The sequence below is a fragment of the Halarchaeum nitratireducens genome (assembly GCF_014647155.1).
GTDB lineage: Archaea > Halobacteriota > Halobacteria > Halobacteriales > Halobacteriaceae > Halarchaeum > Halarchaeum nitratireducens.
The window spans coordinates 264,231-280,258 of the sequence record NZ_BMOQ01000002.1; the positions used below are offsets into that span (position 1 = coordinate 264,231).

Genomic DNA, 16,028 nt, shown 5'->3' on the forward strand with positions numbered 1-16,028 from the left:
CGAACGCGCGCGTCCTAAGCCTTCGGTTGCCACACCATCACTCGCCTACGGCGTCGACGAGCGTCAGCGCGCGTTCGACGGCGTCGCGGGCGTCCGCGCCGAAGACGTAGCAGATCGGCTCCATCCCGTACGCGCCGTCGTGGTAGGCGACGGTGGGCACGCCGTCGGCGAACGCCTCACGGAGTTCGGCCGCACGGTCGTCGTAGCCCGCGTCGAACTCGACGGGGTCGTACCCACGCGAACGCGAGGCGTCGAGGAGCGCGTCGCTCGTCGCCACGTTCAGCGCCCCGCCGACGGTGTCGTCCCGCTCGGCCGCGACGAGCAGCGCGCTCGCCACGTGTTGTGACGCCCCGAACGCCGGCTCCGAGGGGACCTCGACTCGCCCGCGGATCGCGTGCAGTCTCCCGGGGACGGCGGCGACGTCGGCCGGTTCGTCGGCGTCGGGAAGCGCGCTCGCCACGTTCGTCCCGACGTTCGGGACGTGAGCCGACGTCGCGTCCGCGGCGGCGAAGCGCCGGACGGCCGTGCGGACGTCGCGGAGCGTCTCGCGTTCGCGCGCCGCCGCGCCGTCGCGCCCGCGGACGCAGAGGTCGCACCCCCGGCCGTCGAGTGCGGGCATCGCGTCCTCGTGGAGGGCACAGATCGGCCCGCGATCGACGAAGGAATCGAGCAGTCGGCGGAACTCGACCAGCGCATCGTATCCCGTGTAGTCGCCCGCGGTCCACCCGTCGGCGACGCGCTCGACCGTCTCCGTGAAGCGTTCGTCGTTCGCGAGTCGATCGGTGGTGCGGGCCTCGCCGGCGAGGTAGTTGCTCACCGCGGCCTGCGTGACGCCGAGGAAGCCCGCGATCTCTCGCTGGGAGCGACCGCGCTCGGAGAGCGCACGGGCGAGCGCGACGCGCATCGTCGGGATGAACTCGTCCGCGATCACCTCGGCGGGGAGCACGAGACCGTCGTCGCGTGTCGTCTCCATGGGCGATAATCCAGTTATACCACTAAATTATATAGGTGGCGATGACGAGGGGCCGATATGGGATACACCGAGACGCTGGCCGAGGTCGCCGATCCGATCTGGGACGCGATCGAGACGCACCCGATGGTGACGGGACTCGGCGACGGCACGCTCGACGTCGAGCCCTTCCGGTACTGGGTGCGCCAGGACTACGTCTACCTCGTCGAGTACTGTCGGGTGTTCGCCTACGGGGCGGCGCGCGCGCCCGACCTCGCTACGCTCCGGCGGTTCGCCGAGCTACTCCACGAGACCGCGGAGACGGAGATGGCGCTCCACCGCGAGTACGCCGCCGAGTTCGGGATCGACGCGGCGGAGTTGGAAGCGACGACGGCGTCGCCGACCACGCGGGCGTACGCGGACTTCCTCGTCCGCACCGCCGCGACCGGCACCTTCGGGGACCTCGTCGCCGCGCTCCTCCCCTGCATGTGGGGGTTCAACGAGACCGGGAAGCGCCTCGAAGCCGACGGCCTCCCGGACGACGAGCGCTACGCGGAGTGGATCCGCACGTACGCGGGCGACGACTTCACCGAGCTCACCGCGTGGTGTAAGGACCTCATGGACGACGTCGCGGCCCGATCGAACGACCCCGAGCGCGAGCGCTACCGCGAGGTCTTCGAGACCTCGGCGCGCTACGAGTATCGCTTCTGGGACGCCGCGTGGCGCGAGGAGGGGTGGGAGGCGTGAGCCACACCGACGACTTACGCGCCGCGAGCGCGTGGGACGACGCCGTCGAGCACGCGTTCGTCACCGAACTGGCGGCGGAGACACTCGACGACGCGGTCTTCCGCGACTACCTCGAACGCGACTACGCCTTCGTCGAGACGCTCGCCGGCCACCTCGGGCACGCCGTCGCGGACGCCCCCGACATGGCGCGAAAGCGGCGGTTCGCGGACTTCCTCGCCACCGTCGTCGGCCCCGAGGACGACTACTTCGCCCGGTCGTTCGACGCGCTCCCCGGTCCGGCGCTCGCCGACGCGAGGGTCGAGGGCGGCGACGTCGGCGACGCCTTCGCGGACCTGTTCGCGCACGCCGCGAGCGTCGGCGGTTACGCGGAGACGCTCGCCGTCCTCGTCCCGGTCGAGTGGGTGTACCTCGAGTGGGCGAGCGGGATCGAGAGCGACCCCAAGGCCTTCTACCACCGCGAGTGGATCGAATTGCACGACAACGAGGCGTTCCGCGCGCTCGTCGCGTGGCTCCGCGAGGAACTCGACCGCGAGCTCGACGACGCGAGCGACCGCGAGCGGGAGCGCGTCGAGCGCTTCTTCGCGCGAGCGGTCGATCTCGAAGTCGCGTTCTTCGACGCCGCGATGGCCGGGGGGAAGCGATGATCGACGCGACGCTCACGCTCGGCGTCGTCGTCGTCGCCCTCGCCGTCACGAGCCTCATCGGGCTCACCTACGTTCGTCGGCGCGAGCTGTCGCTCGACGCGTTGCTCACCGCCCGGGGGAGCGCGAGCGAGGGGACCACGGTCGCCTCCGTCGTCGGATCCGTGATGGGCGCGTGGATCCTCCTCAGCCCCGCGGAGGCCGGCGCGGCCTACGGCGGCGTCACGGCCGTCCTCGGCTACGCGATCGGGAGCGCGGCACCGCTTCTCCTCTTCGTCCCCGTCGCCGCGCGCGTCCGCGACGTGATGCCCGAGGGGCACTCGCTCACCGAGTACGTCCGCGCGCGCTTCGGCACGGCCTTCTACGCGTTCGTCCTCCTCGTCTCCGTCTTCTACATGTTCGTCTTCCTCGCGGCGGAGATGACGGGCGTCACCGCGGCGCTCGCGCTCGTCGCCGGCGTCCCCGCGTGGGCCACCGCCGCCGTCATCGGCGGGTTCGTCTTGGCGTACACCGCGTACGGCGGCCTCGTCGCCAGCCTCGTCACCGACACCGTCCAGACCGCCGTGGCGCTCCCCCTCCTCGTCGTCGCCGCCGTCGGCGCGCTCTGGCAGCTCGGCGGTACCGACGCCGTCCACGCGACCGTGGCGAGCGAGACCCCGAGTCTCCTCACGCTCACGAACCCGACCGCGCTCGCCTTCGGCTTCTACGTCGTCTTCGCCGTCCTCGGCGCGAACGTCCTCCACCAAGGGGTCTGGCAGCGGATCTGGGCCGCCGAGCGGACGGACTCGGTGAAACGCGCGTTCGGCGTCAGCGCCGTCGCCGTCGTCCCGATGATCGTCTTAGCGGGGGTGTTCGGCGTCATCGCCGCCGCGCGCGGCCTCGTGGACGGAAACGCCGGCGTCTCCTTCTTCCTCGTCGTGAACGACGTCTTCTCGACGCCGCTCGCGCTCGGCGTCGTCGTCCTCGCCGTCCTGCTCGTCGCCAGCACCGCCGACACCGTGCTGAACGGCGTCGCCAGCGTCGTCACCGTCGACCTCGCGGCGTTCACCGACGCCGGGTCCGACGCGCTCACGCGGACCGCGCGGGCCGTGACCGTCGTCGTCGCCCTCGCCGCCATCGTCGTCGGCGCGCGCGGCTACGACGTCCTCACGCTGTTCTTCCTCGCGGACCTCCTCGGCGCGGCCACGTTCGCGCCGTTCGTCCTCGGTCTCTACCTCCCGACGCTCGGCGAACGCGGCGCGCTCCTCGCCGCGGTCTCCGGGTTGCTCGTCGGCCTCGCGTACTTCCCCGGTCTCGGGATCGGGAGCGCGCTCGCCGCGATCGGCGTCCCCGTCACACCCGCGTTCTTCTGGGTGTTCGTCGGCTCGACCGGCGTCTCAGTCGGCTTCACGCTCGCCGCGGCCGCGCTCGGGCGGCGCGAGTACGACATCCGCGCGCTCCGCCGCGTCGGCGAGCGCCTCACGGAGGTGACCGAGCGGTGATGTCGACGGTCGGGTTCGCCGTCCTCGTCTGGGGGTCGGTGGTCCTCACGGCCGGCGTCTTCGCGTACATCCTCCTGACGCTCCGCCGTTGACCTCCGGGCGCCGGGGCGACCACTGACCCCGGATGAATATACATGTGATAAATAGAATTTGCGTACATATTCGATGCGCGGATCGAGCGTTCCGGTCTAAAGCCCTCGGTTTCGTACTCACGGGCTCCGTATTGGTATCTCTAGTGATTTGTTGTAAATGTACTCGTGTATGAATTTCGTTCTTTGTGTCGTTATCTGATGACTTCGTGAGTCGCGTGCGGGTACTCTCGAACGCGGCGACGACCGCTCGGCCGCGGTGTGAGCGCCTCGCAGCGATGGTCGAGAACTCTCGCGTGTCGGCGCGTGTTCCCGAACGATCGTCCGTGAAGAGGGAAGTATTCGTTCGTTCTAGCGAACAGTAGGTATTTTACCGTGGACGGTAGTACGATGCGTATGGTCGACGACGCCGCGCCGCGATCGCCGGTGAAGACGGCGCAGACGACGCTCCGGATCGTCGAGGCGCTGAAAGAGCACGACGGCGCGACCGTCACGGAGATCGCGGACGCGCTCGACCTCTCGAAGAGCAGCGCCCACAACTACCTCCGGACGCTCGAACACGAGGGGTACGTCGTGAAGGACGACCGGCAGTACCGGGTGGGACTCAGGTTCCTCGATCTCGGCGCACACGCCCGGACGCGAGAGGAGCTGTACACCGTCGCGAAACCCGAACTCGAATCGATCGCGGAGCGGACGGGCGAGCACGCGAACCTCTTAGTCGAGGAGCACGGGCTCGGCGTCTTCCTCCTGCGCGCGCAGGGGGAGAACGCCGTCGGCGTCAACTCCCACGTGGGCCAGTGCGTGCCGCTGCACACGACGGCGCTCGGGAAGTCGATCCTCGCCCACCTCCCGGCCGAGCGTCGGGACGACATCTTCGAGCGCCACGAGCTCGACGCGAAGACGGCGGCGACGATCACGGACCGCGAGACGCTCGAAGCCGAGCTCGCGGAAGTGAGAGAGAGCGGCGTCGCGTACGACCGCGAGGAGGGGGTGCGCGGTCTGAAGTGCGTCGCGGTGCCCGTGCTCTCCGACGACGGCGTCCTCGGGGCGGTGAGCGTCTCCGGGCCGACGAGCCGGATGGGCGACGAGCGGATCGAGACGGAGTTGCTCCCGCAGCTCCGCGACGCCGTCAACGTGATCGAGTTGAACCGCGCGTACTCGTAGCCGCGACTGTACACCGTCGCTCTCGAAAGGGGGTCGTCCGAGAGACGCGAACGCCGTACCACCGCGACGGCCGCCGCGTCCCGGAGTGATGGCGCCACGCGCCACGGAGTCGTTTACACAGATATATTTGTAAACCCTCGTGCGAGAGATCGATCTGACACCCACGCGACGGTGTACGGGTGCAGTCGTTCGTCTATTTCGATTGTTAGTTCGTGTAGAGAGGATATCGGTGTACATTTGAAGAACGAACGGACTCAATCGACCGTCGATCGACGCCAGGGTCGTGAGGGCGAAACGGTAGTTCGTCAGTGGCGAACTCAGACGACGCGGTTCCACGGGTCGCGGCCGGCCGTGAGACGAGCGGCGTTCGTCTCGACGAGTCGGGCGAGTTTCTCACCGTGGTTATCCGACTGCGCGGCGGCGTGGGGCGTGACGACGACGTCGTCGCGATCCCAGAGCGGCGACGACGCGGGGAGGGGTTCCTCGTCGAAGACGTCGAGGGCCGCGCCCGCGATCTCGCCGGCGTCGAGCGCAGCGAGGAGCGCGTCCTGATCGACTACGGCGCCGCGGCTGACGTTCACGAGATAGGCGTCGTCGCGCATCGCCGCGAAGACGTCCGCGTCGACGAGCCCGCGGGTGTCGGGCGTCAGCGGCGTCGTGAGTACGACGAATCGGCTCTCGGCGACCGCGCGTTCGAGTTGCACCACGTCGTGGACCGCCTCCAAGCCGAGTTGGGAGACCGGGCGCACGTCGACGCCGGTGACGGACATCCCGAGCGCGTTCACCCGCGACGCGACGCCGCCACCGAGTTGGCCGAGGCCCACGACGCAGGCGGACGAGCGGCCGAGCTCGAACGGCCGCTCGACCGGCAGGCGCGACCACTCGCGCTCGGCCTGCTGGTCCCGGTACAGGTGGAGGCCTTTGGCCAGCGACAACACGAGCGCGATCGCGGACTCGCCGACGAGGTCGCCGGCGACGCCGGTACTGTTCGTCACCAAGACGCCCGCGTCCTCGTACGCGTCGAGGGGGAAGTCGTCGTACCCCGAGCGGACGCAGTGGACCCACTCGACGGCGTCGGGGAACGCATCGTGGTGATAGAGCGTGACGACGGCGTCGCAGTCGTCGAGGTCCGCGGCGTCGCGGACGACGTACGCGCGGTCGTCGTCGGCCGCGGCCAACCGATCGCGGAGGTCGCTCGGGTAGCACGGGTGCGTGCCCCAGTCGTGGATCGCTATGCGGTCGAGGTCGAGCGGGTTCGACATACCCTCTCCTCGTACCCCTGATCGATAAGACCTCGGTCGCCTACTCGTTCAGCGTGTGGATCGCCTCGCCGAGCGCGTTCTCGGCGGCCTCCATCACCGCCTCCGAGAGCGTCGGGTGCGTGTGGATCGTGCCCGCGAGGTCTTCGAGGCGCGCGCCCATCTCGACCGCGAGCGCGACCTCGGCGATCAGCTCGCTGGCCTCGGGCGCGACGATCTGCGCGCCCAGCACGAACCCCGCGTCCGCTTCCGCGACGATCCGCACGAACCCGTCCGTCTCGTCCATCGTGAGGGCGCGCCCGCTCGCGCGCAGCGGCATCTCGCCCACGAGCGGGTCGAAGCCGGCGTCTGCGGCCTCGGCCTCGGTCAGCCCGACGGTCGCAATCTCGGGGTCGGTGAAGACCGCGGCGGGGATCGTGCGGGCGTCGAACGCCGCGTTCTCGCCGGCGGCGACTTCCGCGGCGACGATCCCCTCGGCGCTGGCCTTGTGCGCGAGCATCGGCTCGCCCGCGACGTCGCCGACGGCGAAGACGTGTTCGAGGTCCGTCCGGGCTCGATCGTCCGTCCGGAGGAACCCGTTCTCGTCCGGCGCGAGATCGATCGCGTCGAGTTCGAGCGTGTCCGTCACGGGTTCGCGCCCGACCGCGACGAGCACGCGGTCGGCCTCGTAGGTCGACTCGTCGCCGTCGGCCGTCTCCGTGCGGACGGTGAGCCGGCCGTCGGCCGTCTCCTCCCATCCGCTCGCGCCCTCGCCGAAGGCGAAATCGACGCCGAGGTCGCTCGCCCGGCGTCGGACGACACTCGACACGTCCTCCTCGTAGGCGGGCAGGACGTCGTCGAGCGTCTCGACGACCGTCACGTCCGCGCCGAGTTTGGCGAACGTCGTCGAGAGCTCCATCCCGATGTAGCCCGCGCCGACCACGACGAGATCGTCCGGCACCGTCTCGGCCGCGAGCGCGTCGCGCGACGACCAGACGCGCTCGTCGTCGAAGGTGAAACCGGGGATCTCGACGGGGCGCGAGCCGGTCGCGACGATCGCCTGCTCGAACGCGACGGTCTCCATGCCCTGGCCCTCGCCGCCGTGCGCGATCCGGATCGTGTGCTCATCCTCGAACGCCGCCGTCCCCTCGATGAGGTCGACGCCGTTCGCCTCGCAGAGCTGTTCGACGCCGCCCGTCAGCCGGTCGACGACGCCGTCCTTCCACGCCGCGAGTTCGCCCATGTCCACCTCGGGATCGGCGTGGACGCCCATCGCCGTCGCGTTCGCCGCCTCGTCGGCGACGTCCGCGGCCGTGATGAACGCCTTGGAGGGGATGCAACCGTGGTTCAAACACGCCCCGCCGTAGTGGTCCTTCTCCACGAGCGTCGTCGCGAGGCCGCGCTGTGCCGCGCGGATCGCGGCCACGTAACCGCCCGGACCGCCACCGATGACTACCACGTCGGTGCCGGTCGTGATGTCGCCCATTACCATACCACGGCAGTCGCGTTCCTGTGTAAAAAGTTCACCCGGTTTCGCGGGATCGATGCGGGGGACGCGAGAATCGATCGGCCGGCGGCTCGTCACGCCGGCGTCACTCCAAGACGAGGCGAGCGGGCTCCGCGAGGAGCGATTGGACGTGGTTGGTGAACTGCGCGGCCTCCGCGCCGTCGACGAGCCGGTGGTCGACCGACATCGAGATCGTCATCGTCTTCCGCGCGACGACTTCGTCCTCGACGACCCACGGGCGCTTCTTTATCGGCCCCATGGCGAGGATGCCGGCCTCGGGATAGTTGATGATCGGCGAGGAGTACTCGCCGCCGATGACCCCGATGTTCGTGATCGTGAACGTCCCGCCGCGCATCGCCTCGCGGGGGAGCGAGCGCTCGCGCGCCCGCGTGGCGAGGTCGTCGATCTCCCGCGCGAGCTCCTTCAGCCCCTTCCGGTCCGCGTGTTTGATCACGGGCACGAGCAGGCCGTCGTCGGTCGCCACCGCGATCCCGATGTTGTACTCGTCGTGCAGGACGATCTCGCCCGCCTCCTCGTCGAGGCTCGCGTTGAGATACGGCACCTCCTTGAGCGCCGACGTCACGGCCTTCACGACGAACGGGAGGTAGGTGAGGTTCACGTCGTCCTCGTCGGCGATCGCCGCGAGCTCCGCGCGGAGGTCGACGAGCTCCGAGGCGTCGAACTCGTCGTGATGGGTGACGTGCGGTGCCGTGAACTTCGACTCCGCCATCTGCTCGCCGATCGTCCGCCGGATGCCGCGATAGGGGACGCGCTCGCCGCCGGTCGACGAGTCCGACTCGGCCGTCGCGCTCGGTCCGACCGCCGACGCGCCGGCGCTCGTGCCCGACGTCGTCGCTTTATTCGCTCTCTCGGCCGCCGATCCGCCCGACTCGGCGTACGCCTCGACGTCCGCGGGCGTGACGAACGCCTCGCCCTCGCGCTCCTCGCTCGCCGGGACGTCGTTGATGTCGACGTCGCGCTCGCGGGCGAGCCGCCGGGTGGCCGGCATCGCCAGCGTCCGCTCGCGCGTCGTCCCGCCCTCGCTCGTCACGACGACCGGCTCGGACTCGTCGACCGGCGCCGCCGAGTCGGCGTCGGCGCTCGTCGTTCCGGACGCCGACGCCGCGGCTCGCCGGACGTCCGACTCCGTCACGCGTCCGCCCGCGCCGGTGCCCTCGACCGTGCCGATGTCGACATCGAGGTCTCGCGCGAGCGACCGCGTGCTCGGCGCGGCGAACACGCGACCGCCCGGCGCGCCGCCGCCCGCCTCGGCCGCTTCCGCACCCCCCTCCGTCGCCTCGACCGTTTCGAGCTCCGCCGACTCCGCCTCGGCGGATCCCGTCTCACTTGTCGCGTCGGTTTCGTCGGTCGCGGCCGCGTCGGCCTCGCTCGCGTCGATCTCGAACGTGGCGATGACGGAGTCGACGGGCACCATCTCGCCCTCCTCGGCGTGGAGTTCGATCACCGTCCCGTCGTACGGCGAGGGGACCTCAACGAGCGCCTTGTCCGTCTCGACCTCCGCGATCACCTGATCCTGCTCGACGTGATCGCCGGGCGCGACGGCCCACGCCACCAGCTCGCCCTCCGCGATACCCTCACCTAAGTCCGGTAGTTCGAACGATCGTTCGACCATGAACGCAAGGTCAACGCAAATCCCTTTTAGTGTTTCCCTGCCGATCGCCCGGGTCGGGACGGGCGGCGCGTCGAGTCGGCGAGTCGAGACGCGGTGTGGCGGCTCAGACGGAGAGCGCGCGCTCGATGCCCGCGGCGATCCGCGGGGGGTTCGGGAAGTAGAAGTCCTCCATCGAGAGCATCGGCACCTGGGTGTCGAAGCCCGTGACGCGCTCGACCGGAGCTTCGAGGTACATCAGCGCCTCGTCGTTGATGCGAGCGACGACGTCGCTCCCGACGCCGCCCGTTCGGGGTCCCTCGTGAACGACGACCGCGCGGCCGGTCTTCTTCACCGACTCGACGACCGCCTCGGTGTCCATCGGCGAGATCGTGCGGAGATCGACGAGTTCGACGTCGGCGTCGACGTTCGCCGCGGCCTCCTCGGCCATCGGCATCATCGACCCCCACGAGACGAGCGTGACGTCCTCGCCTTCCTCGCGGACCGCGGCCTCGCCGATGGGGACCTCGTAGTCGCCCTCGGGGACCTCCTCACGGAAGGAGCGGTAGATCCGTTTCGGCTCCATGAAGAGGACCGGGTCAGGGTCGCGGATCGCCGCGGTGAGGAGCCCCTTCGTGTCGCTCGGGGTGCTCGGAATGACGACCTTCAGCCCCGGGATGTGGGCGTAGCTGCCCTCCATGCTCTCCGAGTGGTGTTCGAGCGCGCGGACGCCGGCGCCGTAGGGCATTCGAGCGACCATCGAGGCCGTGAACTCCCCGCGGGTCCGCCAGCGCATCCGACTCGCGTTCGAGACGAGCTGGTCGAACGCGGGCGGCAGGAAGCCGGAGAACTGGATCTCCGCGACGGGCCGGTAGCCGTACATCGCCAACCCCGTCGCGCCGCCGATGATGGCGATCTCGGAGAGCGGCGTGTCGACGACGCGGTCGTGTCCGAACTCCTCCAAGAGACCCTCGGTTGCGCGGAAGACGCCGCCGCTCCGGGCGACGTCCTCGCCGAAGACGAGCACGCGCTCGTCGGCCGCCATCTCCGTGTGCAGTGCGTCGTTGACCGCCTCTACGATAGTCGCGTTCATTTATCCCTTGGGTCGCTGATCGATGTAGTCGTACGCCTCGGGGTGCTCCTCGAGGAACTGTTCGAACTCGGTGAGCTGACGCCGGAGCTCGGGCGGGAGCTCCTCGTAGACGTGCGCGAACATCTCGGAGACCTCGCGCTCGGAGAAGTCGTTCGCGGCGGCGAGCGCCGCGTCGAACTCCGCGTTGATCTCCTCGACGATCGCGTCGTGGTCGATGGCCGCCCAGAGCCCCTCGGATTCGAGGAACGACCGATAGCGCTCGATGGGATCGTTCTCCTCCCACGCCTGCTCTTCCTCCTCGGTCCGATACCGGTGCGGGTCGTCGGAGGTGGTGTGCGCGTCGAGACGGTAGGTGACGGACTCGACGAACACCGGTTCGCCCCGCTTCACGCGCTCGCGGGCCTCCATCACGGCGTCGTAGACCGCGAGGACGTCCTGCCCGTCGACGCGGATCGCGTCGATGCCGTACGCCAGCGCCTTCTGCGCGATCGTGTTTGCGCCGGTCTGCTCGGAGAACGGCATCGAGATCGCGTACTGATTGTTCTGGCAGAAGAACAGCGCGGGGACCTCCAGGGCGCCGGCGAGGTTGAGTCCCTCGTGGACGACTCCGGTGCTCGTCGCGCCGTCGCCGAGGTATGCCATCGTGATCTCGTCCGCGTCCCGGATGTCCATCCCCCACGCGGTGCCGGTGGCGAGCGGCAGGTGTGCCCCGACGGCGATGGCGATCTGGGAGTTGTGTTCCGCGAAGGACTGCTGGCTCTCCTCGATACCGCGCCAGAAGAGGATCATGTCGCGCATCGGGACGCCGCGCATGAACATCGCCGTCCACGCCCGCCCGAGGTACATCCAGTCGTCCGGCGCGACGGTGTACGCGCTCCCGACGATGCTGGCTTCCTGGCCGCGCGTCGTCCCGAACGTGCCGAGTTCGCCGCGGCGCTGGATCTTCACCATCCGGCGGTTGAACACCCGATCGGAGACCATCCATCGGTAGAGGTCCCGAAACGCCTCGTCGTCGAGGTCCGGGATCGACGATTCGTCGTACTCCCCGTCCGGAGTGACGAGCTGGTGGGTCGGCACCCGCAGGTCGTCCTGCGAGAGGTACTCGACCGGCCCACCGTACGACTCGGGCTCCGGTGGAGTGAGGTCGGTTCGCTGTCTATCAGTCATTCGACAGCCGGTAGGTTGTGAGTAAGTCGTATTAAAATCGTGGGGTATTCGAGGGGCCCGAGGCGTCGGCGCCGCGCGCGAATACCTTCACGAAGGTTTATGATGTACTGTCGGCTACAGACGCAGTGGTACTACGACATATGACGGTGAGACACAGATGATCGATCCGGCCGAGCACCTCGTCGTCGACTGCGACTGGCATTACGCGGACACCTTCGATCAGATCGCCCCCTACATGCCGGAGCCGTGGAAGACGAAGTTTCAGAACAGCGGCTGGGACAGCACGGGCGTGAATCAGGGGTTGAGCGCGTTCTTCCCGACGTCGACCGGGAACCGATCGAACTACGGGAAGATCGACCGGGAGTTCTCGGACTACCCGCAGGGCGGCGACGAGAAGGCGGACGTTATCGAGGGGATGGAGTTCCTCGACATCGACGCGACCCTCCAGATCTCGCACCTCATCTTGGCCATGGGCGGTGTCACGGCCGACGATCGGCGCGTCGAGTCGTTCATCAAGGGGTACATCGACTACATGCTCGCTGAGGTGCTCGACCCCGCCGAGGGCATCTACGGGCTCGCCCCGCTCCCCTACCACGACATCGACGCGTCGATGGACGTCCTCGATCGGATCGAGGACGAGCGGGCGTTCAAGGGCGTCGTCATGGTCACGGCGGGCGCCAGTCCGCCGCTCGGGAACCGCAAGTACGACCCGATCTACGAGCGCTGTGAGGCCCTCGGGCTCCCCGTCGTCTACCACACCGGCGGCTCCGGCCTCGACGACTACGTCCGGGCGGGCTACGAAGAGATGATCGAGACGCACACGCTGGGGTTCCTCGAATCGAATATGTCCCAGATCGTCAGCGTCGCCTGTCAGGGGGTCCCGGAGAAGTTCCCGGACCTCGACATCGTCTTCATGGAGTCGGGCGTCACCTATCTCCCCGGCCTCATCAGTCGCCTCGACGAGGAGTACCTCAAGCGCGCCGAGGAGGCGCCGCTCCTCGACGCGCCGCCCGGGGACTACATCAGCGACTTCTACTTCGGCACCCAGCCCCTAGAGGAGTCCGCGCGCCCCGATCTCCTCGAGATCTGTTTCGACATGCTCGGGACGGAGCACCTCCTCTACGCCTCCGACTACCCGCACTGGGACTACGACAGTCCGAACATCATCACGGACCTCCCGATGCTGGACGACGAGCAGCGAAAGGACATCCTCGGGCGGAACGCCTCGGAGGTGTTCGGCCTGTGAGCGACGGCGAGATCGAGGTCGGCGCGGCGGACGCGTTCGCGGACGGCGACGTGGAGATCATCGAGGTCGGTCGCGTCGAGGTCGGCGTCATCAAGGCCGACGGCGAGTTCTACGCCCTCCGCAATCAGTGTCCGCACGACGGCGGCCCGGCCTGCGAGGGGCCCGTGGAGAAACGCCTCGTCGGCGAGTGGGGCGGCCCCGGAGAGCGCGTCGAGCAGCGCTACGGCGACGACTCCATCGTCTCCTGCCCGTGGCACGGGTGGTCGTTCTACCTCGAAACGGGCGAACACATCGGCGACGACAGCTACGTCGTCCCGTCGTACGACGTGGTCGTCCGGGACGGCGTCGTCTACGTGCAAACCGACTGACGGGAGCGCGCCGCGACCCGGAGGCGAAAGCTTATTATAAATCGGTAAGTATCGTCGGGTACGATGCCTCGATACAACAGGCGCGACTACCTCAAGGCGGCCGGAATCGCGGGCGCCGCTGGCCTCACCGGCTTCGCCGGGTGTACGGGTGGCGGCGGTGGCGGCGGCGGAACGCCGACGATCAACTTCAACTACGTCGTTCCCATCGAGAACGCGGCGTCGCTGCTCGCCGTCCCGGAGATCCGCGAGAACCTCGAGAACGCCGGTTCGGCCTACGAGCTCAACGTCACGCGGAACTCCGGGACGCCGACCTCGCTGAACCAGATGGCGGCGGGGAGCGCGGACGTCGTGATGACGTCCACGGTGAGCTTCGCGTCCGCGGTCAACCAGAGCGCGGTCCCCGAGGGGCTCTCCGTCGTCGGCGTCGACTTCTGGGACGCGGCCCCCGAGAACTACGACGTGTCGGTCTTCGCCGCGCCGGACTCGGGGATCACGTCGATCTCGGATCTCGAAGGGAAGACGGTCGCCGTCAACGCGCTCGGGACCGGTGTCCACTCCGTCTACGTCAAGGGCCTCCGGAGCGCCGGTCTCAGCCGCGACGACGTCGAGTTCGTCGAGATGGGGTTCCCGACGTACACCTCGGCGCTCAACGAGGGGAAGATCGACGCCGGCATCTACCCCGCGCTCTTCGCCGTCGGCGCCCGATCGGAGGGGTTCAACCGCGTCTTCGGCTCCGCCGACGTCTGGTCGCAGCAGTACCCCTTCACGTACGCGACCGCCTCGAAGCGCGCCCTCAACAACAAGCCGGACGCCATGGCCGCGTGGGCGGAGGACTACGCCGGCCTCTTCGACTACGTGCGCAACAACCGGAGCGAGGCCGCGAGCGCGGCGGCGAGTCACTTCGAGCTTCCCGCGTCGACCGTCGAGTCGTACTTCTTCACGGAGAACGACTACCACCGCGATCTCACCGTCGATCAGGACGCACTCCAATTCATCATCGACGACCTCGTCGAACTCGACTTCATCGACGAGTCCTTCGACGTCACGGAGCACTCCACGAACGAGTTCCAGAACTGAGACCGCGCGGCCGCCGCTCTTTCTCCTCGGACGACGCGATCGATCGGACGACGCGCCGCTACGACCGTCGGCGAAGCGAAAAAGGCGAGTCGCTCAGGTCCAGTCGAGGAGACGGGTCCGAGCGGCGCGCAGGAGCCGATCGAGCACGAGACCGATGGCGATGATCGCGAAGATCACGGCGTACGTCTGCGCGGAGTTGAAGCCGCGGACGCCGGCGATTTCGAGCGCGCCCAGCCCGCCGCCGCCCGCGACCATCTCGAAGACGAACGTGATGATGAGCGCGATGGGCGTGGCGATCTGCAGGCCCGTGAAGATCCCGGGCGACGCCGCGGGGAGGATGACGCGCCACAGCAGGCGGCGATCGCCCGTGCCCATCATCCGCGCCGAGCGGATGAGGTTCCGATCGACCTGCCGGGTGGCGTCGCGGGCGTTGACCGCGACCGGCCAGAACGTCCCGACGACCACCATGATGATCTTCGAGACGTCGCCGATCCCGAACCAGAGCATGAACACCGGAACGAGCGAGATGACCGGCACCGGGTAGCCGATCTTGATGATCGGGTCGAAGAACCACTCGAAGAGCGCGTTTCGCGCGCAGAGGATCCCGATGACGACGCCGGCGACGGCGGCGCCCGCGAGCCCGACGAACGCCCGCATGAGCGTCAGGTACGCGGCGTGGATCATCTGCCCCGAGGACACCAGCAGCACGAACTCGTCGATCACGACGGAGAGCTGGGGGAGGAAGTACGGATAGATCAGGCCCATCCGCGTCACGACCTCCCAGAGGACGAGGAGGAGGACGAGCGAGTAGATCGACTTGAGCGAGTCGACGACCGAAGACGCGTCGAGCGAGCGCACGTCTACGTCCATACTAACACCCGTTCACGGATCTGTTCGAACCCGTAGACAGCGGTGTACGCCACCGCGGAGATGATGACGATCGTGGCGAACATCGCGGGGTAGCGGCCGATCGATCCGGCGTCGCGGATGAGGCGACCCATGCCCTGCTCGGAGGCGATCAGCTCCGCGCTGATGAGCGAGATGAAGGCGAAGGGAATCGCCTGCCGGATCCCGGTCAGGATCTCCGGAATCGTCGCCGGGATGACGACCTTCCAGAACAGCCGGCGGTCGCTCGTCCCCATCATCCGCGCCGAGCGGATGAGGTTCTGATCGACGTTCTCCGCGGCGTTGTTCGCGTTCATCACGATCGGGAGGAGACACGCGAGGAAGACGATGAGGACCGCCGTCTTCGTCCCGATCCCGAGCCAGAGGAGCGCGAGCGGGACGAGCGCGGTCTTCGGGAGCGGGTAGATGAGCGAGAGGAAGACGTCGAAGAAGTCCTCTACGGCGTCCGATTGGGACATCCCGATCCCGAGGAGCACGCCGACCGCGATGCTGAGCCCCAGGCCGACGCCGACGCGGAGCAGCGAGACGGCGAGGTGCGGGATCACCTCGCCGGTGGCGAAGAGGTCGACGGTCGCCGCGGCGACCGCGGTCGGCGGAGGGAGCACCGACTCCGAGACCGCGCGCCCGCTCGCGACCTCCCAGCCGACCACTAAGACGAGCAGCGGGATCCAATCGAAGAGGAACTTCGCGACGCCCGCGAACGGGTCGGGGAGTCGATCGGGAGTCCAGAGGTCGTGGGTCGCCAC

General features: G+C 68.7%; 15 protein-coding genes. 7 read left to right on the top strand and 8 right to left on the bottom strand.

The genetic code is table 11. The annotated features are described in order from the left end of the window. Positions 1 to 37: 37 nt before the first annotated feature. Entirely contained in the window at positions 38 to 973 is a 936-nt protein-coding gene (locus tag IEX91_RS03640) for a thiamine-phosphate synthase family protein (RefSeq protein WP_188877157.1), read from the bottom strand. A gap of 57 nt (positions 974 to 1,030) precedes the next feature. On the opposite strand from IEX91_RS03640, the gene tenA reads away from it, so the two are divergent. The 4 genes from tenA to IEX91_RS03660 all read left to right on the top strand — a co-directional run bounded on the left by tenA (position 1,031) and on the right by IEX91_RS03660 (position 5,071). Beyond that, on the top strand, positions 1,031 to 1,696 hold the full coding sequence (gene tenA / locus IEX91_RS03645; RefSeq protein WP_188877158.1) for a thiaminase II: 666 nt from the start codon (positions 1,031 to 1,033) through the stop codon (positions 1,694 to 1,696). Continuing rightward, on the top strand, positions 1,693 to 2,340 hold the full coding sequence (locus tag IEX91_RS03650; RefSeq protein WP_229772777.1) for a TenA family protein: 648 nt from the start codon (positions 1,693 to 1,695) through the stop codon (positions 2,338 to 2,340). Before tenA ends, IEX91_RS03650 begins: the two co-directional genes overlap by 4 nt. After that, the gene (locus IEX91_RS03655) at positions 2,337 to 3,818 is read left to right on the top strand and encodes a sodium:solute symporter family transporter (protein ID WP_188877160.1); all 1,482 of its coding nucleotides are present in this window, start codon (positions 2,337 to 2,339) and stop codon (positions 3,816 to 3,818) included. The genes IEX91_RS03650 and IEX91_RS03655 overlap by 4 nt, the downstream gene beginning before the upstream one ends. A 485-nt stretch (positions 3,819 to 4,303) precedes the next feature. After that, the gene (locus IEX91_RS03660; protein ID WP_188877161.1) at positions 4,304 to 5,071 is read left to right on the top strand and encodes an IclR family transcriptional regulator; all 768 of its coding nucleotides are present in this window, start codon (positions 4,304 to 4,306) and stop codon (positions 5,069 to 5,071) included. A 317-nt stretch (positions 5,072 to 5,388) separates the two neighbouring features. Here IEX91_RS03660 and IEX91_RS03665 read toward each other — a convergent pair whose 3' ends face one another. The 5 genes from IEX91_RS03665 to IEX91_RS03685 form a co-directional block, all read right to left on the bottom strand. Beyond that, the gene (locus IEX91_RS03665) at positions 5,389 to 6,333 is read right to left on the bottom strand and encodes a D-2-hydroxyacid dehydrogenase (protein ID WP_188877162.1); all 945 of its coding nucleotides are present in this window, start codon (positions 6,331 to 6,333) and stop codon (positions 5,389 to 5,391) included. Positions 6,334 to 6,373: 40 nt separating this feature from the next. After that, positions 6,374 to 7,801, bottom strand: a complete 1,428-nt coding sequence (gene lpdA / locus IEX91_RS03670) for a dihydrolipoyl dehydrogenase (RefSeq protein WP_188877163.1) — start codon at positions 7,799 to 7,801, stop codon at positions 6,374 to 6,376. 100 nt (positions 7,802 to 7,901) lie between these two features. Then, a complete protein-coding gene (locus IEX91_RS03675; protein ID WP_188877165.1) occupies positions 7,902 to 9,449 on the bottom strand; it encodes a 2-oxo acid dehydrogenase subunit E2 in 1,548 nt (515 codons plus the stop codon). Positions 9,450 to 9,552: 103 nt separating this feature from the next. Beyond that, positions 9,553 to 10,518: an alpha-ketoacid dehydrogenase subunit beta gene (locus IEX91_RS03680; RefSeq protein WP_188877166.1), complete on the bottom strand. Its 966-nt coding sequence runs from the start codon at positions 10,516 to 10,518 to the stop codon at positions 9,553 to 9,555. Continuing rightward, complete coding sequence (locus IEX91_RS03685; protein ID WP_188877167.1) at positions 10,519 to 11,685, bottom strand: thiamine pyrophosphate-dependent enzyme; 1,167 nt, start codon at positions 11,683 to 11,685, stop codon at positions 10,519 to 10,521. A gap of 157 nt (positions 11,686 to 11,842) precedes the next feature. Between IEX91_RS03685 and IEX91_RS03690 the strand changes: the two genes are divergently transcribed. The 3 genes from IEX91_RS03690 (at position 11,843) to IEX91_RS03700 (ending at position 14,376) form a co-directional block, all read left to right on the top strand. Continuing rightward, complete coding sequence (locus IEX91_RS03690) at positions 11,843 to 12,931, top strand: amidohydrolase family protein (RefSeq protein WP_188877168.1); 1,089 nt, start codon at positions 11,843 to 11,845, stop codon at positions 12,929 to 12,931. Continuing rightward, complete coding sequence (locus IEX91_RS03695) at positions 12,928 to 13,299, top strand: Rieske (2Fe-2S) protein (protein ID WP_188877169.1); 372 nt, start codon at positions 12,928 to 12,930, stop codon at positions 13,297 to 13,299. The genes IEX91_RS03690 and IEX91_RS03695 overlap by 4 nt, the downstream gene beginning before the upstream one ends. 63 nt (positions 13,300 to 13,362) lie before the next feature. Continuing rightward, positions 13,363 to 14,376, top strand: coding sequence for an ABC transporter substrate-binding protein (locus IEX91_RS03700; RefSeq protein WP_188877170.1), 1,014 nt, complete (start codon positions 13,363 to 13,365; stop codon positions 14,374 to 14,376). Between the two features lie 93 nt (positions 14,377 to 14,469). Here the strand turns inward: IEX91_RS03700 and IEX91_RS03705 are convergent, their stop codons facing one another. Together IEX91_RS03705 and IEX91_RS03710 are read right to left on the bottom strand one after the other, a co-directional pair. Next, the gene (locus IEX91_RS03705) at positions 14,470 to 15,246 is read right to left on the bottom strand and encodes an ABC transporter permease (protein WP_188877172.1); all 777 of its coding nucleotides are present in this window, start codon (positions 15,244 to 15,246) and stop codon (positions 14,470 to 14,472) included. Continuing rightward, positions 15,237 to 16,028, bottom strand: coding sequence for an ABC transporter permease (locus IEX91_RS03710; protein WP_188877173.1), 792 nt, complete (start codon positions 16,026 to 16,028; stop codon positions 15,237 to 15,239). Before IEX91_RS03710 ends, IEX91_RS03705 begins: the two co-directional genes overlap by 10 nt.